Origin of the sequence: Streptomyces sp. 6-11-2 (genome assembly GCF_006540305.1) — a bacterium.
GTDB lineage: Bacteria > Actinomycetota > Actinomycetes > Streptomycetales > Streptomycetaceae > Streptomyces.
Genome location: NZ_BJOR01000002.1, coordinates 64,867 through 84,289 on the forward strand (window position 1 = coordinate 64,867; position 19,423 = coordinate 84,289).

A 19,423-nucleotide genomic window follows, 5' to 3' on the forward strand; every position below is an offset into this window, starting at 1 on the left:
CTGTCCGTGCCGCTACGGCCGATCGGCCGGCGGGTACCCGGTGGGCAGGTCCACCGGAGTGCCGTACACGCGCATCTCGGCGGCGGCCGCGAACGGCTGGCCGTTGAGCGCGTTCAGCGCGGTGAACCTCACGTAGGAGGCGCGCACCGAGGGGAAGGAGACGCGCTGCATCTGCGGCGAGTCGACGAGGGTGCCCCTGGCCACCGTGGTCCAGGTGCGGCCGTCGTCGGAGACGGCCACCTCGTAGTCCCCCACACGGCCGTTCTGACCGCCGCTCTGCCGGTCGAGGTAGCCGAAGCCGTTCACGTCGGCCGGACCGGTCGGCTTCAGCGTCACCCAGTGCGGGTACGGCGCGTTCCCGTGGCTGTAGTCGGTGTGCCAGATGGTGCCCGCGTCACCGTCCAGCACGTTGGACACCGGGCCCTCCGCCGGTCCCGAGGAGAGGTTCTCCGAGTCGGCGGTCGCCGTCATCGAGCCGGGCGAGAGGACCGGCTCGGTCGAGACCGTCGCCCTGGCGTCCGCCGACACCGTCTTGGTGACGCCGGAGTCGGCGTAGACGGCCGTCGCCTTCCAGGCCGCCGACGTCCCCGCGGCGCTCGCCGGCGGGGTCAGGATCCAGGTAGTGCTCACGGTCGCGCCCGGCTTCACGCTGTCGAAGAGGTTGCCGTCGCGCTTCTCGACCATCGCGGTCCAGCCGTCGGGCAGGCCGTCGAGCCGCAGGGCGACGTTCGTGACGTCGCTCTGCTCGTTGTTGGTGAACGTCGTGACGTACTCGCCCGGCACACCGGGGCTCAGATCCGTGCCGGCCGGGGTGGCCACGCTCGCGCAGGCGGCGCCGCCGCTCACCGGGCCGAGGTCGGTCACACGGAAGTCGTCGAGGACGAAGTCCGTACCGGCCGCGCCGCCGAGCTTGCGCAGGCCGACCCAGGTGTCGCCGCAGCCGGCGACGATCTCCTTGGAGTAGGTCGCGGTGTCCAGCGCGGGGGCGAGCGTCTCACGGGTGATGTCCTTGGAGACCACCTTGCCGTCCCCGACCCGGTCCGCTCCCGTCACCCAGGCCCACTGGCCCTCGACGTTGGTCTGGTAGCGGAACGAGACCGCGTACGTGTGCCCGGCGACGAACGGTACCGTGGCGGGGACCGTCCGGTACACCAGCCCCGTGTTCTCCTCGTGGGCCTTCAGCGAGTGCTTCCCGCCGACGACGTCGTCCACCGCCTGGCCCTTGAGGGTCCCCGAGACGTAGGGCGAGTAGGTGTTCTTCCAGATCTTCTGGCTGTACGGGGCGTGCAGGTCGCTGATGCTGGTGCGCGGGTCGGTGGAGCCGCCCGCGTCGCCCTTCACGAACGGTCCCCAGCCGGGCTGGTTGCCCTCGAAGTCGTCGTGGGCGACCACGGTGCCGCCGGACGGGCCGTTCTCGCCCCGCGGCAGCGGCGTGGAGGTGTCGGCCATGATCCGCACGTCGTCGAGCGTGACCGCCGCGCCCCCGGCGGCCGCCCCGATCGCCACGGTGACCTTGCCGTCGTTGGGCGCGGTGAAGGCGACGGACGCGCGCTGCGCGTAGGTGCCCTGCTCGGAGTCGGCGGCCATGGTGTTCCGCAGCGGGGTGGTGTCGAAACCGTTGTGCGCCCTCACCCCGTCGCCGGTCACACCCAGGGTGACGGCGCGGCGCTGCCCGGCGGCGACCTCGACATGGGCGCTCAGCGTGTACCGCCGGCCCGGCTTGAGGTCCTTGACCTGCTGGGAGATGCCGGACTCGCCGGCGCCGAGCCGCACGACGTTGTCACCGGTGGCGCTGCGCGCGACCGCCGCCCCGCCCCGCGGGTTCCAGGCGTCCAGGTCACCGGCGTTGAAGCCGGGGTCGGCCAGGCCGGTGCCCTCGCCGTAGTGCGCGTCCCGGTGCGGGGCCCGGTTCCCGTTCGGCACCAGGACGTAGGGCTGGTCCTTGTCGCCGGTGAGCGTCACCCGCCCGTCCTGGGCCTTCACCTGGGCGGCCTTGACCCGGCCCTGGTCGGTGAGCTTGTACAGCGTGAAGTTGCGGGTGGAGGCGAACTGCCGGGTCAGGCCGAAGGTGTGGGTGCCGCCGGAGGCGCTGTAGTAGTACATCTTGTCGGCCCGGCTCGGCGAGGAGGTGCCGTTGCCGCCCTTCGCCTCGCCCCAGGGCAGCAGATAGGTGTCGCCGTCGAGCACGACCGCGTCGTCCATCGACACCTGGCGTCTGCCGTCGGCCATCGTGACCCGGACGCCGCCGGTGAGGGTGGCGGACTTGCCGAAGTCCCAGTTCATGACCTGGTAGTGCTGGAGGAACTTGGTCGGCAGGTTGTCGGTCCAGATGTTCCGGTAGAAGGCGTTGAAGTCGTCGTGGCCGGTCCAGCCCTCGAACTCCTTGACGCTGGCGCCGCCGAGCAGCGGGTCCACGTTCCACACGTCGCGGTCGGAGTTGGCGATGAACCGGACGATGTTGGAGTTGATGCCCTTGTTGGTGGCGCCGCCGTAGCCCTTGTCGCTCGCCCAGTGGGACCAGGTCGACGTGCCCTCGAACTTGTAGGCCCACTCGGTCGCGACCTCGAAGCCCATCGTCCGCAGCCGCGCCGCCAGCGAGTCGGCCAGCCAGCCGCTGGAGTAGTAGACGTCTATGTAGAGGCCCTTGACGCCCGGGGCCTCGCGGCGCAGCTGCTCGAACCGGTCGAGGACGGCTCCGGAGCCCAGGTCGGCGCGCTGGTCGATGTGGTACGACTGGTTCAGCCAGTCCCAGCCGTTGACCTGGCCCTTGACCAGGGCCTCACTGAAGTTCTTCGCCTGCGGGTACGCCTCGGTGGCGTTCACGTGCACGGCGAAGTCGGAGTTGTACTCGGCACCGGCCTTGGTGAGCTTGTTCAGGTCGGCGAGCCCGCCCGCCCGGGTGTTGTAGTTGCCGCCGTAGTCCGGGTGGGCCGAGTCGTGGCCCTCGCTCGCGTAGCCCTTCTCCAGGACCCACTGGCCGAGGTCGTCGGTGGCCATCGAGACGCGTTTGACGTTGTCGAGGGTCTTGAGGAACGGATTGGTCGCCTGGCTGGCGAAGTTGAACGGGATGTGCTGCACGACGCGCTCGGGCACCCGGTCCGCGCCGAGTGGCCGGGGCATGTGGTCGCGGTAGGCGATGGCGCCGTCCTGCCAGTCCACCCGGCCGTCCCCGTTGGCGTCCGCGGCAAGTACGACGGTCGCCTTGGGCAGGGCGTACGTCCTCACCCGCGGGTCGGTGGCGCCCCGGGGCGCGTAGGTGTACGTGCCGGCCGACAGCTCCGCGCGCCGGGCGCCGTTGCCCGCGTCCACGATCCGCGACTGAAGGCGGGTGTTCCAGTTGTCGTTGTTGTCCTGCGCGGAGTCGTCGGTGGCGTTGGTGATGACGCCGCCCGCCAGATCGCCGTTGCTCACGAAGCCGTACGGCGTGCCGACGGCGGCCTTGTCGGGGGCCGTGGCGGCGGTGATCGGGACGAACTCGTCGGCCGTGGTGGTCGAGTTCGTCGAGATCTTCGTACGCGCCAGGGTCGTCTGCGGGGAGGAGGAGTCGGCGGAGACGAGTGACTGGTCGGGGATCGACAGCTGGTCGACGGTGGAGGCGGCGGCGCCCTCGATGCTCTTCACCGCGAAGACGACGGTCCGCTCGTCGGTCACCGTGATCGTCGAGGTGATGGTGAGGTCCGGCAGATCGGCGAAGACCGAGGTGTAGACGGCCTGGTTGCCGTGCGCCGTCATGGTCGTGGTGGCGGTGTGCGCCGTGCCGTCGACGATGAAGGTGTCCAGGGTCCGAGCCTGGCCGCCGAGCGTTCTGCCGCCCATCGTGTACGAGATGACCTGCGGGAACTCCTTGGCCACCTGGACCCTCAGGCCGGGACCGGTCAGCTCGACCGGTGTCGCGGGGTGGTCCGGGGGAGCCGGTGCCGCCGTCGTGGACACGGTGGCCGGGCCGGCATGGGCGGGAAGGGCGCCGGCCGTCAGCGTGCCCAGGGTGAGCAGCGCGGCGGTCGCGGCGGCGGCGCCCGTTCTTGACCGGGGTGTGCGTCGAGGGCGGTGCGGGTGGATGGCATCCACGATGGGGCCTCCTGATGACTCCGGTACGGGAGAGCGAGGAAGACGCGTGGCCCCTGCCGGGGCCGTCATGACGCTGATGGGGCGGGGGAGACAGTAGGGGAATGGCATCGATAACACCAGACGCCGACAGTGATTCCCTGATGTGCATGGCACTGCTGTGCATCGCCGGACAACGGCGTCCGCCGCCGGCCGTCCTCGGCCGGAGCGGAAGGATCCCTACCGGCCGCCGCCCCGCCGCATCGGCGCGGTGCTCGCGCGCACGACCAGGGCCGGCTCGACGGACGCGGGTTCGGGGGCGGCGTCCGGGTTCTCCAGATGGCGCATCAGATGGGAGACGGCGAGAGCTCCCATCTGCGTGAACGGCTGGGCGACGGTGGTCAGCGACGGCGAGCAGTACTCGGCCAGGGCGATGTCGTCGACGCCGACGACGGAGATGTCGTCGGGCACCCGCCTGCCGAGCTCGTGCAGCGCCCGGATCACTCCGAACGCCATCTCGTCGCTGGCCACGAAGACCGCCGTGACGTCCGGGATCCGGCCCAGGACGAGGCCGTTGCGGTACCCGGACGCGGGCGACCAGTCACCCTCCAGCTCGGGTGGGACGCTTCTGCCCTCGGCCTCCAGCGTGTCGCGCCAGCCCTGGGCGCGGCTGACCGCGTCGAGCCACTCGCGCGGCCCGGCGACGTGCCAGACCGTCTCGTGCCCGAGGTCCAGCAGATGCCGGGTGGCCAGGCGTGCGGCCTGGGTCTGGTCGATGGCCACCACCTCGGTGGCGGAGGTGCGCGACCCGTCGATGGTGACGGTGGGAACCGAGCCCGTGAGCTGCTCGATCCGCCTGCTCACATGGATCAGCGGGACGGCGAGGACGATCCCTTCGACACCCTGCTCCGCGAGCCGCGCCAGCGCTGCCTCGATGGCGGAGGTGTCCAGGGAGGCGGTGGTGGCGGTGGAGACCGAGTAGCCCGCCTCCCGCGCCGCGCTCTCGATGCCGTACAGCACGGCGGTGCGCGAGTAGAAGGTGGTCTGCAGCGTCACCACGCCGATGGTGCGGCTGCGGCCGGACGACAGCATCCGCGCCGCGTTGTTCTTGCGGTACCCGAGCTGGTCGACGGCCGCGAGGACCTTGGCCCGCGTCCTCTCCCGCACGTTGGGGTGGCCGGACAGGGTCCGCGACACGGTCTGCGGGGAGACCCCGGCGAGCCGGGCGACATCGGTCATGCCCGGGGGCCGTGCGGCGCCGTCGCCTTCGCTCCGTTGCTTCATGCGTGTCCTCGTCCGCTCGTCCCACCGCGATGATAGCGCCCGCACAGCGGCGTCCATGCTGCTCGGAGCACCCCTCGCAGTGTCGGCAGCCCGCCATTGGCATCGCTATCATCGTGTGTCATAGTTCCGGCACGTCAGCGTATCCCGGCCGTGCGGCGGACCGAAGGGGAGCCGGGTTCCGCTCTCCCCACCCCACGTCGAAGGAGGGGCCGTGAGGAAGCCAACCACGCGCAGGGCGGCAGTGGCGAGCGCGGTCCCGCCCGGATCCGTTCCCGAGCGCGGCCCCCGCGGTCGCGGGCCGGCCTCGGGCACCACCGCGCCATGAGAGAGGCACGCCCCATGCCCCGGTCGACGCCTGCCCTGTCCCACCCCGACGGCGAACTCCTGCGGCACGGCCGCCCGCACCGTGTCCTCGCCGGGTCGCTGCACTACTTCCGTGTTCATCCCGACCAGTGGCCGGACCGGCTGGCGCGACTCGCCGCCCTGGGGCTGAACACGGTCGACACCTATGTGCCGTGGAACTTCCACGAACGGCAGCGGGGCCGAGCGCGCTTCGACGGCTGGTGCGACGTCGAACGGTTCCTCCGTCTCGCGCAGGAGGCCGGGCTGGACGCGATCGTGCGACCCGGCCCGTACATCTGCGCCGAATGGGACAACGGCGGGCTGCCCGCCTGGCTGACGGGCACCCCGGGGATGCGGCCGCGGTCCTCGTACGGTCCCTTCCTTGACGCGGTGGTGGGCTGGTTCGACCAGTTGATCCCGCGTCTCGCCGCGCTTCAGGCGGCGCGGGGAGGCCCCGTCGTCGCGGTGCAGATCGAGAACGAGTACGGCAGCTACGGCGACGACCACGTGTATCTGCGCCGGGTCCGCGACGCCCTGGTGGAACGCGGCGTCACCGAACTGCTCTTCACGGCCGACGGCCCGACCGAGCTGATGCTCGACGGCGGCACGCTGCCCGACGAGCTCGCGACCGCGACGTTCGGCTCCCAGGCGGCCGAGGCCGCCGCACTGCTGCGGGCGCGCCGCCGGGGCGAGCCGTTCGTCTGCGCGGAGTTCTGGAACGGCTGGTTCGACCACTGGGGGGAACGGCACCACGTCCGGTCGCCGCGGAGCGCGGCGGGAACGCTGGGCGACATCCTCGACGCGGGTGGATCGGTGAGCCTCTACATGGCCCACGGCGGCACCAACTTCGGGCTCTGGGCAGGCGCCAACCACGACGGCGAGGCCATCCAGCCGACCGTGACCAGCTATGACTCGGACGCGCCGATCGCCGAACACGGCGGGCTCACCCCGAAGTTCTTCGCCCTGCGCGACCGGCTCGGTGCCGTGACCGGCCTCCCGGAGCAGCCACTGCCCAGCGACCCCGCGCTGCTGGCACCCCGCGTCGTCCCGGTCGTCCGGGGCGCCGGACTGCTGGGCGGGCTGGAAGCCGTCTCCCACGCGGTGGACTCACCCCACCCGCCGAGCTTCGAGGAACTGGGACAGTCCTCCGGCCTGGTGCTCTACCGTGCGCATCCGAAACTCCCCGAGGGCGCCGTCGAATTGACCGTCAGCGGACTGCACGACCGTGCCCAGGTGTTCGTGGACGGCATCCCGGCCGGGGTGGTCGACCGGGAGGCCGGCTCGCTCACCCTCCACGGCACGGGGCGGCGGGTGCGGCTGGAACTGCTCGTCGAGAACCAGGGGCGGATCAACTACGGCCCGCTCCTCGGCCAGGGCAAGGGCGTCCTCGGCCATGTCCGGGTGGGACGCCGGATGGTCCACGGCTGGACGGCGCACCCGCTGCCGCTGGACGAGTGGTCGGCGGAGGAGGTCGGCCGCGCGGCGGCCGCCACCGACCCGCGGGGCCCGGCCGGATTCGCGACGGCACGGTTCACGGTGGACGAGCGGGCGGACACCTTCCTGGCATGTCCCGGTTTCGGCAAGGGTTTCGTCTGGATCAACGGCTTCCTGCTCGGGCGGTACTGGGAGATCGGCCCCCAGACGACGCTGTACGTCCCGGCGCCCCTCCTGGTGCCGGGCGAGAACACCGTCACCCTGCTGGAGCTGGAACGCCTGGGGGAGCGGATCGAGTTGCGCGACGCGCCGGAGCTGGGGGAGGCCGAGGAGTACGTCGAGACCTTCTCCTCGTAGCGGCGCCGACCGGACGGCCGGGGGTCCGCGCCGCAGGGAAGCGGATCAGGGTGCCGCGAACAGGTTCGGGAAGCGGGGCGCGAGCCAGGGCTTGCGGCCCCAGGCGATGACATGCCCCCGGGAGATGGCTCGCCACGGGTTGAGGCGGCCCAGCGCGATGAGGAGGAAGGCGACCGGTTCGATCAGGATCGTGCAGTCGGGCCGGATCGCGGGCCCGGGGGTCACGTGCACGGCGCCGTCGTCGAGAGCGACACCGAACGCGGCGCCGCCGCGCAGGCGGATGGTGTAACGCGCCGTCATACCCGCGGCGGACGTGGCGGTGACCCTCGGCATGACCAGGAGCATGAACGGCATGCACAGCCCGACACGGGCACGGTCGACCATGTGCGGGCGGCCCAGGGCCCGGGCCAGGTCGTAGCCGTGGCCCAGCATGTGCGTCAGCAGGTAGGACGCCAGCGTGGCCCTGCCCATGGGGCCCAGCGGCGTGACGAGCGCCGGGTCGTCCGCGGCGCCCTCGTCCGCGGGCCGGTCCACGGCGTCCAGGAACGCCTCGGCCTGTTCCGCGATCATCGCCGCGAGTGGCTCGGGTCGGCGCTCCTCGAACCCGCCGAGGGCCCGCGCGTTGGCCGCGGCCAGGCTCTGCGGTGTGCCGTCCCCGTAGGGGCGTTCCCGCCCGCGCGCGAGGTCGGCCATCAGCTCGTTGGCCAGCGCCAGATGAGCGGCGGCCTCGCCGACCGTCCACTCCGACCGCGGAACGGGAAGCGCCGGGTCGGCCGCGCCCCGCAGCAGCGCGGCGATGTCACCGGCGGTCTCACGTATGGCCTCCGCGAGCCCTTCGGGCAACGGTCCCCCGTTGCCCGGCCGCACTGTGGGATGCATGCCCTTCGGCCCCTTCCTGCCCTGTGTACGTCGAGTTCCCGCTGGGAGCGGGGGGCCGAGCGTACCGGGTCGGGCAACCGGCGGGCCGGTACCGCGGCGGCTGCCCCACGGTTGCGATCGGGTCCGCTCCCAGGGCGCCCGACGGGGAATCAGAAGACGACCCGGGCCCGGCGGGCGGCCGCGAGGGCCGCGTCGGATCCGGAGACCAGTTCCAGCGGCACGTCCGGATCGCGTCCGCCCAGGGCGCGCAGATAGGCGACGGCGTCCGCCCGCACGACCGACGCGGGCTCCCCCGAGCCGATCAGCCACGTGCCCCCGGCGGGCCCGGTGAGCTCCAGTACGACGGGTGCCCCGGACCAGGTCAGGGCCAGGTCGCGGATCACCTGCTCGACGATGAGCCGGTCGTGCTCTCCCACCACGAGGGGCTGTCCCGTGGCACGTGCCAGGTCGACGCGGTGCATCCACAGGTCGCGGTTGTAGATGGTGTCGAGCAGATGGCCCACGGACATCCGGGGTGCCTCGGCCACACCGGTGTCGACCCTGGCGCGCCGCATCAGTCCCGGGCGGCGCCGACGGGCCTGTACGGCACGCGGCCACAGCAGCGTGAACCGCTCGGCCAACTCCGGTCCGGAGGCGGTGGCGTGGTCGGCGACCTGTGCCGCCATGTGCGCGTCGACCGGGCCCATGCCCCGGTGGCGCCGCCTGCCCGTGATCTCCCTGCGCACCATGGTGGCCAGGGAGATGTTGTCCTCGCACTGGGCGACGAGGTGGGAGACCAACGTGCGCACGTCCCACTCCACGCAGTCGGTGGGACGGTGCCAGTCCTCGTCCCCGAGCTTGCCGAGTACGTCCATCGCGGCCCGGCCTTCCGCCTCGGCGACCGCGACCGACTGGTCACGGCCGGTCTGCGGCAGGCGTGCGGCCTCCCCGTAGGTCTGAGTCATCGCACTCGCCCTCCTCGGGGGCGTAGAAGTGGAAGAACATGTCGACCGTCGTCCGCGTGAGCCGGGTGAAACGGCCCTCCTCGACCCGCGCGGACGGCTCGTTGGCGAGCTGCTGGCTGATCACGCCGGCCATCAGCGCCGTGAAGAGGGCCACCCCGTCCTCCTCGGCGGCGGCGGGCGACAACTGCCCGGCGCGCACCGCGGCCTGGAGGGCGGCCAGCAGGATTTCCAGTTGCCGCACCGCGGGTTCGAAGGCCCGCGGGGTCGGTTCGAACCCGGGCACGGGCCGCCAGTACAGCAGTTGTGCCAGGACCGGATGGGCCATCGCCCAGGCGACGGTCGCCTGCTGGCCCGCCAGGAGGGCGCCGCGCGGGTCCCGGGAGAGCATGGCCCGGTACGGCTCCAGGACGTCGACCGTCTCGCGCATCCCTCGCTCGAACAGGGCGTCGTAGACGGCCGTCCTGGACGGGAAGTACTGGTAGAGCGAGGGCGGCCGCATGCCCATCCGCCGTGCCACCTCGGCCATGCTCAGCGCGGCAACGCCTTCCTCCGCCATCACCTCGAGCGCGATGTCGAGGATCTCCCGCACGGTGTCGTTGTGCCGGCGCAGCCTCCGGTCCTCCCTCATGTCCTTAGGAAAACCTCATAGGCGTAGGGGAGTCAATACCCCGTCAGTTCCGCGATCGGACAACGCGGGACACGGGCGTTCGTAGCGGTCAACTGCCAAGATCGCCCGCGGCGTTGACGTGCGGACATGGGATTCGTGCCATTCCTGGGCCTGCTCGACGTGCTGTGGTGCCTCTGGGACAAGCCGTTCCAGCAGTGCCCGCACGACAAGGCGGCCTACAGCGTCGTCCTGACCACCAGGCCGTGAGACCTCAGCGCGCGCCGGCGGACAGGACCCGGTGGGCGGCGATCTCGGCCCAGCGGACGGCGGCCTCGCTGTTGGGGCGGAGCGTCCCCCGGTCCCCGGCGCAGTCGACCCGTCGCGCAGGGCGGTCCGGGAACGCCCGCCGCAGCCGCAGCGCGGCCGGCGTCGCCTCCGGCAGCCCCACCGGCCGGCGCACCACGTGCGCCTCGCGGGTCGCCTCGGTCCGGGCCGGCAGATACCGCTCGGCGCGCCCGGCGACCACGGACTCGACCTCCTCGTCGGTCCGCTTCAGCAGGTCCGGTGAGGCGCAGGGACGGATGGGGGGCCGCGCGTGTACGGGTGGGCTGTGGTGCGGGTACGGACGGGTGGCCGCACGTGTACGGGTGGGTTGTGGTGCGGGTACGGATGGGGGGGCCGCACGTGTACGGGTGGGTTGTGGTGCGGGTACGGACGGGTGGGGCCGCACGCGTGCGGACGGTCGGTGGCGCCCGTACGGCCATCGCGGCCATCGCCCGTACGGTCACCGCCCGGACAGACCCGGGTGCGGATCAGGTCCATCGTCCGGTGCCGTAGGGCGGTGCCCCGTCGAGCAGCCGGTCTCGCAGTTCCTGCCGCCGGACCTTGCCCGTCGCGGTGAGCGGGAGCTGGTCCAGGGACAGCACCGTCGGCTCGCCGAGCGGCGGAAGGTCGGTCACGGCCTGCTGCCACGCGCCGGGGTCCAGCGTGCCGTCCCGGGTCACCAGGACCGGCTGCGGCAGTCCGCTCGCACGACCGAGCACCACCGCCTCGACGACCTCCGGAAGCCGGTCGTGGATCACGTCCTCGATCTCGACGCAGCTGCCGTCGGGGATCGTGTCCACCTCGCGGTCGAGCAGCAGCAGCCGGCCGGAGCGGGTGATGAGGCCGAGGTCCCCGGTGGTGAACCAGGGCCCGGACAATTTGGCGCGCATCCGCTCCGGTTCGCTGACGTATCCGGCGCACAGCGTTCTGGTACGGGCCTGCACCAGGCCGGGCCTGCCGCGCCCCACCGGCTGGAGGGTCGTCGGGTCCACCACGCGCAGTCCGGCCTTGCCGGGCACCGTCCGCCCCAGGTCCCGGGTGGTGGGGTGGCGCTCCCCGGTCGCGCGTACCGACCTGCGCGTCAGGCAGCGGAAGGTGAGCGGCCCGGTCTCGGACTGCCCCCAGACCTGTACCCACAGCGGCAGCCGGCGCCGGGTCGCGCTCAGGAACGTCCGTACCGTGGGCGGGTGCACGGCGTCGAAGGCGTTGACGTAGAGCCGCACGTCGTGGAAGGGGTTGTCCGGCGACGCCGCCAGCGGCTGCCAGCGCACGAAGGCCGAGGGTGCGGCCTCCAGCACGGTCGGCGGATGGGCGCGCAGGACGGGTTCGGCGAGCCGGGCGTCGTAGGCGTCCAGGATCACCGCCGCGCGCGGGGCGAGCCAGAACACGCTGATCGTCCAGGCGAGGCCCCGCCCGTGTGCGTACGATGCCGCCTGGGCGACGGTGTCGGCACGCCGGGTGGACACCAGGGGCAGGCGCCGGGCCTCGTCGGCGGCGATCCGGTGGATCAGCGTTCTGGCGGAGTGCCGGACCAGCTTGGGGATTCCGGTGGTTCCCGAGGTGTGCATGATGGCCAAGGTCAGGTCGTCCGGGCGGGGACGGGGCGGCGGCGTCCGGTGGCCGCGCACGTCCGCGAGCGGGATCGCGCCGGGTGCGGGGGCGTCGAGGGTGAGGGTGCGGCGGGTGAAGGCGGTGAGGTCGGTCTCCGCGCCGCGCGCGGCCGCCAGCGTGGCCGAGGTGGTGACCAGGGCCTTGGCGTCGAGGCGTTTGAGCAGCACCTGGAGCGTCTCCACCGGGAGGCGGTCGGAGATCAGCGCGGGCACCGCGCCGATGCGGGCGGCGGCACAGGCGAGCAGGACGTAGTCCCAGTGGTTGGGTTTGATCACGGCGACCCGGTCGCCCGGTGTCACGCCCAGCCCCTCGAGCCAGCCCGCGGCCTGGCTCACCAGATGGGCCAGGTCCGGGATGTCGTACGTCGTCCTGCCGTCGTCCGCGATGTCCAGTGGTCGGCTCAGATGGACCGTCGTTCCGGTGCCGCGGTCGGCCAGGACGTCGAAGAACGGTCCGGGGGCGAGGAGTTTCATCGGGTGACCTCCGAGAAATCCCGTTACGCGCACGGGAGCTGATGGACGGTGGGGCGCGGTGGTCCGGGCGGGCTTCCGCACGGAGCGCGGGGACGCCGCTCGGGTCCTCGCCCCGCCCTTCGGGCTCAGGCGAGGCCGGTCATCGCGAGATTGACCGCCACGAGCGTGACGACCAGGATCCGGTGCGCCCGGATACCGATCAGCCGGCCGCGCAGGACGTCACCGCGCACCATGCCGACCGTGAACTGCAGGACGCGGGTCGCCTTCAGCGGGACGAAGGCGAGCGGGAACCACCACGGGCAGAACCCCAGCAGCGGCGCGGTGACGATCGCCGTGGTCTCGAGCACCGAGAGCGCCCCGATGAACCGGCGGTTGCCGTTGAGGGACAGCAGACACGCGGCGACCGGCCGGCCCACCGCGCGGTCCCCTTCGGCGTCGTGGGTGTCGGAGTACACGCCGACCAGGACCGGACCCAGCCCGAACAGGAACGCCTCCACGGCCGCGGGCCCGGTCGCCTCCCCGGTGAGCAGGCCGAACAGCGGCAGTACGAAGGCCCAGCCGACCACGGCGAGGAACACTTCCTGGAAGCCCCGGTAGCCGAGCCGCAGGCCCCACGAGTACTGCGGGACGACGACGGCGGCGGCGGCCACGAGGACGAGCACCGCCCACCACGGGCGGTGCGGCACCCAGACCAGCGCCGCCGTCCAGCACAGGCACCCGGCGACGAGCGCGCACCAGGCGAAACGGACCGCGGCCGCCTCGGTGAGCGTCCCGGCCGGCAGCGGTTTGCGGGCCAGTGCCCGTGCCGGCGCGTCGGGACCGTGGTTCGCGGCGTCGCTCCCGCCCCGGTAGCCGGTGACGTCGTCGAACGCGACGGCCGCCGCCACCAGGCACACCTCGCCCAGCAGGAACGCGAGCAGCGTCGCCAGCGACGCCCCGTCGAGCCGCTGGGACGCGGGGAGCAGCGACCAGACGACGGCCAGGCTGAGGTAGTGGCCGACCATGCCGGGCCTGGCCGGCCGGAGGTAGGCGGGCAGCCGCGCCCCAGGACGCCGGCCGGTGCGGACGCCGGCCTCCTGGGGCGGCTCCGTGGCGGTGCCGGTGCTGAGCTCACTGGTCATGGACGCTCCCTGAGGTCGTGGCGCCGGGCGTCCGCGGGGCGCGGAGCAGCGGTGTCGCCGTGGTCCAGGTCCCCGTCATGCGGTGAACTCCCAGGGCATGCCGGGCAGGACGCAGCCGGCCCGGGTCAGCGCGGCGCCGAACCGCGGGTCCGCGGCGAGTTCGGTGAGGTCGGACGTCAGCGGCACCGACGGCCCGGGACGTCGGGAGGGGGCGGCGCCGGATCCGTGCCGGGTCAGTACGGTCGCGGCGGAGAGCAGGGAGGTGTCCACCCGCAGCAGTGGGGCGCTGCCGTGCCTGTCGCGGCCGCCGGTGGAGCGCGCCGCCAGGGCGGCCAGCACCCCCTCGGCGCAGACCAGGCCGCCGAGCACGTCGAGCAGCGTCATCAGCGACGGCGTCGGTGGCTCGCCGTGCCGCGCGGTCAGCCCGGCCAGACCGCTGCCCGCCTGCACCAGGTAGTCGGTGCCGAGCGGCGGGGTGGGCCCGAGGGCCTCGCCCCAGCCGGACGCCCGGGCGTAGACGAGGCCGGGCCGGACACCGGCCAGATCGGTGGCGTCGAGATGCCACGCGGCCGCCTTGCCGGGGGCCCAGTTGTGCAGGAACACATCGGCGTCGCGGACGAGTTCGCGGAGCGTGCCGCGGCCACTCGGGGTCCGCAGGTTCGCCTCCACCACGTCCTTGCCGTGGTTGAACGCCAGGAACCGGGCCGAGCAGCCGCCGACCAGCGGCTCGATGCCGCGCAGGGGATCCCCGCCCGGCGGTTCGACCTTGACGACCCGGGCCCCGAGCCGGGCGAGTACGTGTCCGGCGAGCGGCCCCTGCACCCGTCCGGTGGACTCGACGACGACCAGCCCGGCGAGCGGCCGGGACACCGTGGGGGAGGCCGCGGCGGGTGAGGGCACGGAGGGCCCCACCGCGGTCCGCCGGTCCGCGGGCAGTGCCCTGACGGTCCATGGGGTCTCGGGCAGGTCGCCCGGCTCCGGCGCGTCGGGGCCGCGGACGGGCAGCACGCTGACGTCGGTCCGGGCGGCCACGGAACGGATCACCTGGTAGGAACGCCGCGCGGTGACGCGGTGCAGTGCGGCGGGCAGGGGGCAGACGGCGGTGGCGAACCGGTTCTGGAACGGCTGCCAGCCCCGGCGGATCGCGGTCCGTTCGGCGTCGAGGACGGTCCAGAAACGCTGCCAGGCCTCGGCATCGAGTGTCTCGATCTCGAACCTGACCCCGTCGGCGCTGGTGAACGGCGGTGCGCCGGCGCCCGGACCGGGGGACCTCAGCGGCACCGGCCTGTCCGCAGGGTGCGTACGGGCGGCGCTCGCCATGGCCAGGTACTGGCCGGTGGCGAGGAGCGCGCCCTGCGCGACCGAGGTGCGCACCCGGCCGATCCGGGTGCCGCGCGCGGCGGCGTGGAACGCGGCGAGCATGCCGGTCACGGCGAGCACCCCGGCCACCGTTCCGGCGTAGTCGAGGCCGAGCGGCGTGGGCTCCCCGTACCGGCGCCCGTGGATGTGGGCGATGCCGCAGGCGGACTGCACATCGGCCTCGCTCGCCAGGGGCAGCGCCACCGGGCCCGCCCAGTCGATGGCGCAGGTGAGGCTGCCGGCACCCGTGACGGCGACGAGAGTGCCCGCGTCACCGGCGTCACCCGTGCCGTGCCCCGGACGGCTGTCACCGGTGCCGTGCTCCGGGCCGGCGGTGGCCGGTACGCAGCCGAGGAGCGCCAGGTGGCCGGCGGCGACCGCGAGCGCCGTCGAACCGCCCGCGGCGCTCACCTGGATCCCGGCCAGCGGCCGGTGCGGTTCCGGCGTCCGACGTGCCTCGGTCCGTACACACGCGTCGACGCTCACCGGGCCCGCCGCCCCTGCACGGAGTAGATCACGCACGAGCCGGCCCGGAACCGTGGATGCCGCATCACCTCGCGCACCTCGGCGAGTTCGGCGTCGGTCATGCCGGCGGCGACGAGACGGTCACGCAGGTGGTGGGTGTGGTGGATCAGGAGGTGGACGCCGGGCGAGTCGGCGTGCCACGGCATCAGGAAGGGCACCGGGTCGATGTCGACGAGCCCGGCGTCCCGCAGGGCCCCGGCGGCGTGCCGTCCCCAGCTGCCGTCCGCTCCCGCCTGCGCGAACACGCGTGCCCTGGCCGCCAGGAACCGCTCGTACACCTCGGCTCCGGCACGGCTCGGCGCGAGCAGGACCGGGCCGTGGTCGATGTCGAACGCGTCGAGTTGCAGCCACCCGCCCGGGCGCAGGGCACGGGTCATCGTGGCGAGCGCCGCCCGGCGGTGCGGCAGACGGAGCGGCACCGGACGCGAGTGGACCAGGTCGAAGGCCTCCTCGGGCAGCGGGTCGCGGGTCACGTCGTGCCGCGGTGTCCGAAGGCGCGGGTGCTCGGGGAGGTGCACCGGACTGATGTCCGTGGCCACCACCTCGCCGGTGGGCGCCACGCGTTCGGTCAGCCAGGTGGCGACGCTGCCGCCGCCCGCGCCGGCCTCGATGCAGCGCCAGCCGTCGGTGACTCCGGTGCCGGCCAGCCGCGCGGTGGTGATCGGATCCAGCGACGCGGCGAGGCAGCGGTGCTGCTCCGTCGCGTGGACGTTGTCGTTGTCGAAGGCGTATCCCTCGCCGGGATCCGCGACCGCGGCGGCGGGTGCGTGGAGAGCGGACTTCACCAAGTGCTCCTGGGATGCGGGTGAGTACGGGACCGGGCGCGCGGGTGAGGCCGGGGCGACCCCGGCCCTGTCCGCCGTCCGCCGTGTCAGGAGGAGAAGCTGCCGGACAGCTGCGTGGTGTGCATGCCGTGTCCGGGGAGGACCGGGACGCCCGCGCTCGCCGCGTGGGCCGACCCCGAGCCGGCCAGGCTCAGGACGCCCGGGAGGGACGCGGTGGCGAGGGCGGTGGTGAAGCGCTTTCCGACAGCGGATTTGTGCATGAGATCTCCTTGGACATCTCGGGCCCGGTAACCGGCGACACTCACAGAAGATCACATTGAGCGACAGTCATCTCGCTGTCCGTGTCGACTGCGTTCGTGGCCGTACCGCGGCATCCCCGCCGGGCGGTACGGGTTTGCCGCCGGGACGGCCGGTTCCGGGGGCGCGCGGGTTTCACTGCGCGGAGTGACCGTGATCGCCCGGTCGGATGCGCGCGGCCTGTCGGCCTCCGGGGCGGCGGCCCGGTGCACGACGCACAGCGGTGACGGCCGTTGCGTGTGCGCGAAAGCCGCCATCGGCGTGATCGCTGTCGATCCCGCCTGCACCGGCGTCCGGGGCGCCCAGCACTGGCAAGCCCCGCTCACCGGCAAGACCCGCATGACCGGCCGACACGCCGCCGCCTCGGTGGCCATCGGCAGGCGCGCCCTCGGACACCGGATCAGGCGACGGACGGCACCGCCCCGTGCACACCAGAGCGATGTGCACGGGCATCGGACCGCCCAGGCCCGGCCCGGCGGGGGAGGGAGCGAGGGAAACCGCCCCCGTGTCCCCGGACCACGGACCACGGACCACGGACAGGATCCGTGCGCGCCGGACGTGGAGCGAATGCACCAGAACACCCAAGACCGTTCGGGGTGTTCGGCTGCGCACGGGTTCTGGCAACAGGACTCACTCCCGCTCGGTCTCCAGGAACGGTTCGCCTTCCGGACGGTCGCCGCCGCGCGGCGGCGTTCGACTTCCGGACGGCCGCAGCCGCGCGGCGGGTGAACCGCGAGATGCCCGCCCATGTGGCGCGGCCGGTGACCGCGCTGCGGGACGAAGCGGGGTGCGCGGTCCAGGGGGCCGAAGTGCCGCTGCTCGGCATGACCTGCAAGCCGGACGTCGCCGATCTGCGCGAGTCACCCGTGACCGCGGTGGCCCGCTGCCTGACCGCGCTCGGCGCCACGGTCCGCTTCCACGATCCGCACCATGCGAGTGGCCGTCATCAGCGCTCCTGTCCATGGGGGGATCCCCAGGCCAGGAGCACAGGTGAGGCAGGTTGATCAGCCACGCCCGTCCTCACCCCGGGTGCCGCAGCGCCCCGACCGGCACGGCCGCCCGCCTCGCTCAACGGCTTCGCGGGGTCACCAGACCCGACTCGTAGGCCAGGACCACGAGTTGGGCGCGGTCACGGACCCGGAGTTTGACCATGGCCCGGTTGACGTGGGTCTTCGCGGTCATCGGGCTGATCACCATGCGGTCGGCGATCTGGTCGTTGGACAGCCCCTGCGCGACCAGGGCGACGGCCTCGCGTTCGCGGTTGGTCAGCTCCTTCAGCCCCGGGCCGGCTCCCGTGTCGAGCGGCTGGGTGACGTACCGGCTGATCAGCTTGCGGGTGATCGACGGCGCGAGCAGGGCGTCGCCCCGCGCGGCGACACGCACCGCGTGCAGGAAGTCCTCCGGCACGATGTCCTTGACGAGGAACCCGGCCGCCCCGGCGCGCAGCGCGTCGAAGACGTACTCGTCCAGGCCGTAGTTGGTCAGGATGACGACGTGCACCCCGGACAGCGCCGGGTCCGCCGCGATGCGCCGGGTCACCTCGATGCCGTCGAGGACCGGCATCCGGATGTCGATGAGCGCGATGTCGGGCAGGTGCTCCCGGACCAGGGCCAGGCCCTCCTGCCCGTCACCGGCCTCGGCCACCACCTCGATGTCGTCCTCCATGTCGAGCAGCGCGCGGAACCCGCTGCGCAGGAGCGGCTGGTCGTCGACCAGCAGGACACGGATCACGACGTCTGCTCCACGGGGAGTTCGGCCTGGACGGTGAAGCCCCCCTCGACACGCGGCTCGGCCCGCAGCCGGCCCCCGAGGGCGGTGACGCGCTCACGCATCCCGAGCAGTCCGACGCCGGGCACGGGGGCGGTGCCCGGCGTGGCCCTGCCGTCGTCGTCGACGCGTATCGTGAGCGCGTCCGGACGGCAGTCGATCCGGACCGACGCCGAATCCGCGGCGGCATGCCGGGCGATGTTGGTCAGCGACTCCTGCACGATCCGGTACACGGTCCGGTCCACCGCGGCGGGCACGTCGTGCCGTTGCCCCTTGATCGTCAGCGTCGCGTCCAGGCCGATGGCACGGGCCCGTTCCACCAGCTCCGGGACGTGGTCGAGACCGCGCGGCGGGGCCGTGTCGTCGTCGCGCAGCGCCTCCAGGGTCGCGCGCAGTTCCCGGCTCGCCTCGCGGCCCGCCTCCTGGATCGCCAGCAGGGCCGCCGGCACCTGTTCGCCGCGCCTGCGGGCCACATGGACGGCGACCTCGGCCTGCACCTTGATGATCGAGATCTGGTGAGTGAGCGAATCGTGCAACTCCCGTGCGATGTGCAGCCGTTCCTCGTCGGCGCGGCGCCGCGCGGTCTCCTCCCGGGTGTGCTCGGCCTCGTCCGCCCGCCGCTCGGCCTGCCGCAGCGCCTCGCCCGCCGCGCCGGCCGCGATCAGCCAGGCCACTTCGAGGGCGCCGCGGGCCTGCGCGAACGCCTCCCCCGTGTCGTGCAGGGAGGCGAGGGCCGCGAGGGGGAGGGCGGCCAGCATGGCCACGCTCGCCGCGACGGTGACGGTACGGTGCCCCGCCCGCATGGCGGCGTACACCGCGAACAGGTAGGCGACGGCGGGCACATCGAAGCCGACCGCCTGGTAACCCACCGCGCACACTCCGGTGACGGCCAGCACGGGCAGCGGGGCCCGGCGGCGCGCGGCCAGCGCCAGACCGCCGGCCACCAGCAACGCGTAGCCGAGCGGGCCGAGTCCGTCGGCGGAGTGCTCCCCGGACAGCCCGGTGGCCAGCAGCGCCCCCGCCACGCCGACGGCGATCGCCCAGTCCCCGACACCGGCCGGGACACCGAACCGTGCTCTGTCCATGGGCGCACCCTAACGGGATGCCGCCGCGGGCGGATCACGCTCGCGGACGAGCGCCCCCGTACCGCACCCGCGGTACAGGGCCGGCGCCCGCGGTATCCGCCGCGGCCGCGTGCGCCGCCGGCGGCAGCCCGAAGTGTCCGCGCCTGCGGGACGTTCGGGGACGGGTCCGGCGGACATGATCGGGC

15 protein-coding genes are annotated in these 19,423 nt (G+C 73.3%); 2 read left to right on the top strand and 13 right to left on the bottom strand.

Annotated features, from left to right (window positions below):
* Positions 1 to 12 precede the first annotated feature (12 nt).
* On the bottom strand, positions 13 to 4,068 hold the full coding sequence (locus tag TNCT6_RS36410; protein WP_253266500.1) for an endo-alpha-N-acetylgalactosaminidase family protein: 4,056 nt from the start codon (positions 4,066 to 4,068) through the stop codon (positions 13 to 15).
* A gap of 216 nt (positions 4,069 to 4,284) precedes the next feature.
* Positions 4,285 to 5,328, bottom strand: a complete 1,044-nt coding sequence (locus TNCT6_RS36415; protein WP_141367274.1) for a LacI family DNA-binding transcriptional regulator — start codon at positions 5,326 to 5,328, stop codon at positions 4,285 to 4,287.
* Between the two features lie 321 nt (positions 5,329 to 5,649).
* On the opposite strand from TNCT6_RS36415, the gene TNCT6_RS36420 reads away from it, so the two are divergent.
* On the top strand, positions 5,650 to 7,461 hold the full coding sequence (locus tag TNCT6_RS36420) for a glycoside hydrolase family 35 protein (protein ID WP_253266501.1): 1,812 nt from the start codon (positions 5,650 to 5,652) through the stop codon (positions 7,459 to 7,461).
* Positions 7,462 to 7,506: 45 nt separating this feature from the next.
* Here the strand turns inward: TNCT6_RS36420 and TNCT6_RS36425 are convergent, their stop codons facing one another.
* From TNCT6_RS36425 to TNCT6_RS40285, 9 genes are all read right to left on the bottom strand, one after another.
* Positions 7,507 to 8,340: a maleylpyruvate isomerase family mycothiol-dependent enzyme gene (locus TNCT6_RS36425; RefSeq protein ID WP_141367276.1), complete on the bottom strand. Its 834-nt coding sequence runs from the start codon at positions 8,338 to 8,340 to the stop codon at positions 7,507 to 7,509.
* Positions 8,341 to 8,489: 149 nt separating this feature from the next.
* Complete coding sequence (locus tag TNCT6_RS36430) at positions 8,490 to 9,284, bottom strand: maleylpyruvate isomerase family mycothiol-dependent enzyme (RefSeq protein WP_141367278.1); 795 nt, start codon at positions 9,282 to 9,284, stop codon at positions 8,490 to 8,492.
* Positions 9,235 to 9,912, bottom strand: a complete 678-nt coding sequence (locus TNCT6_RS36435; RefSeq protein WP_141367280.1) for a TetR/AcrR family transcriptional regulator — start codon at positions 9,910 to 9,912, stop codon at positions 9,235 to 9,237. Before TNCT6_RS36435 ends, TNCT6_RS36430 begins: the two co-directional genes overlap by 50 nt.
* A 250-nt stretch (positions 9,913 to 10,162) precedes the next feature.
* Positions 10,163 to 10,417 (bottom strand): hypothetical protein, encoded by a 255-nt coding sequence (locus TNCT6_RS36440; protein WP_141367282.1) that lies wholly within the window; start codon positions 10,415 to 10,417, stop codon positions 10,163 to 10,165.
* Between the two features lie 286 nt (positions 10,418 to 10,703).
* Positions 10,704 to 12,299, bottom strand: coding sequence for a class I adenylate-forming enzyme family protein (locus TNCT6_RS36445; protein ID WP_141367284.1), 1,596 nt, complete (start codon positions 12,297 to 12,299; stop codon positions 10,704 to 10,706).
* Between the two features lie 125 nt (positions 12,300 to 12,424).
* A complete protein-coding gene (locus TNCT6_RS36450) occupies positions 12,425 to 13,420 on the bottom strand; it encodes a UbiA family prenyltransferase (protein WP_141367286.1) in 996 nt (331 codons plus the stop codon).
* A 75-nt stretch (positions 13,421 to 13,495) separates the two neighbouring features.
* A complete protein-coding gene (locus tag TNCT6_RS36455) occupies positions 13,496 to 15,265 on the bottom strand; it encodes a CoA transferase (RefSeq protein ID WP_253266502.1) in 1,770 nt (589 codons plus the stop codon).
* A complete protein-coding gene (locus TNCT6_RS36460) occupies positions 15,262 to 16,089 on the bottom strand; it encodes a class I SAM-dependent methyltransferase (RefSeq protein ID WP_141367288.1) in 828 nt (275 codons plus the stop codon). The genes TNCT6_RS36455 and TNCT6_RS36460 overlap by 4 nt, the downstream gene beginning before the upstream one ends.
* 86 nt (positions 16,090 to 16,175) lie before the next feature.
* On the bottom strand, positions 16,176 to 16,349 hold the full coding sequence (locus TNCT6_RS40285) for a hypothetical protein (RefSeq protein WP_172633274.1): 174 nt from the start codon (positions 16,347 to 16,349) through the stop codon (positions 16,176 to 16,178).
* Between the two features lie 774 nt (positions 16,350 to 17,123).
* Here TNCT6_RS40285 and TNCT6_RS36470 point away from each other — a divergent pair.
* On the top strand, positions 17,124 to 17,390 hold the full coding sequence (locus TNCT6_RS36470; protein WP_141367290.1) for a UDP binding domain-containing protein: 267 nt from the start codon (positions 17,124 to 17,126) through the stop codon (positions 17,388 to 17,390).
* Positions 17,391 to 17,454: 64 nt separating this feature from the next.
* Here the strand turns inward: TNCT6_RS36470 and TNCT6_RS36475 are convergent, their stop codons facing one another.
* Entirely contained in the window at positions 17,455 to 18,117 is a 663-nt protein-coding gene (locus TNCT6_RS36475; protein ID WP_141367292.1) for a response regulator transcription factor, read from the bottom strand.
* Positions 18,114 to 19,238 carry a sensor histidine kinase gene (locus tag TNCT6_RS36480; protein ID WP_141367294.1) on the bottom strand — a complete coding sequence of 375 codons (1,125 nt, stop codon included), beginning with the start codon at positions 19,236 to 19,238 and terminating at the stop codon, positions 18,114 to 18,116. The genes TNCT6_RS36475 and TNCT6_RS36480 overlap by 4 nt, the downstream gene beginning before the upstream one ends.
* Between the last annotated feature and the right edge of the window lie 185 nt (positions 19,239 to 19,423).

Bases quoted from the DNA above. Each gene is read 5' to 3' on its own strand.
- TNCT6_RS36480 (WP_141367294.1), bottom strand. From the start codon at position 19,238: ATGGACAGAGCACGGTTCGGTGTCCCGGCCGGTGTCGGGGACTGGGCG.
- TNCT6_RS36420 (WP_253266501.1), top strand. From the start codon at position 5,650: ATGAGAGAGGCACGCCCCATGCCCCGGTCGACGCCTGCCCTGTCCCAC.
- TNCT6_RS36430 (WP_141367278.1), bottom strand. From the start codon at position 9,284: ATGACTCAGACCTACGGGGAGGCCGCACGCCTGCCGCAGACCGGCCGT.
- TNCT6_RS36435 (WP_141367280.1), bottom strand. From the start codon at position 9,912: ATGAGGGAGGACCGGAGGCTGCGCCGGCACAACGACACCGTGCGGGAG.
- TNCT6_RS36470 (WP_141367290.1), top strand. From the start codon at position 17,124: ATGCCCGCCCATGTGGCGCGGCCGGTGACCGCGCTGCGGGACGAAGCG.
- TNCT6_RS40285 (WP_172633274.1), bottom strand. From the start codon at position 16,349: ATGCACAAATCCGCTGTCGGAAAGCGCTTCACCACCGCCCTCGCCACC.
- TNCT6_RS36450 (WP_141367286.1), bottom strand. From the start codon at position 13,420: ATGACCAGTGAGCTCAGCACCGGCACCGCCACGGAGCCGCCCCAGGAG.
- TNCT6_RS36425 (WP_141367276.1), bottom strand. From the start codon at position 8,340: ATGCATCCCACAGTGCGGCCGGGCAACGGGGGACCGTTGCCCGAAGGG.
- TNCT6_RS36445 (WP_141367284.1), bottom strand. From the start codon at position 12,299: ATGAAACTCCTCGCCCCCGGACCGTTCTTCGACGTCCTGGCCGACCGC.
- TNCT6_RS36415 (WP_141367274.1), bottom strand. From the start codon at position 5,328: ATGAAGCAACGGAGCGAAGGCGACGGCGCCGCACGGCCCCCGGGCATG.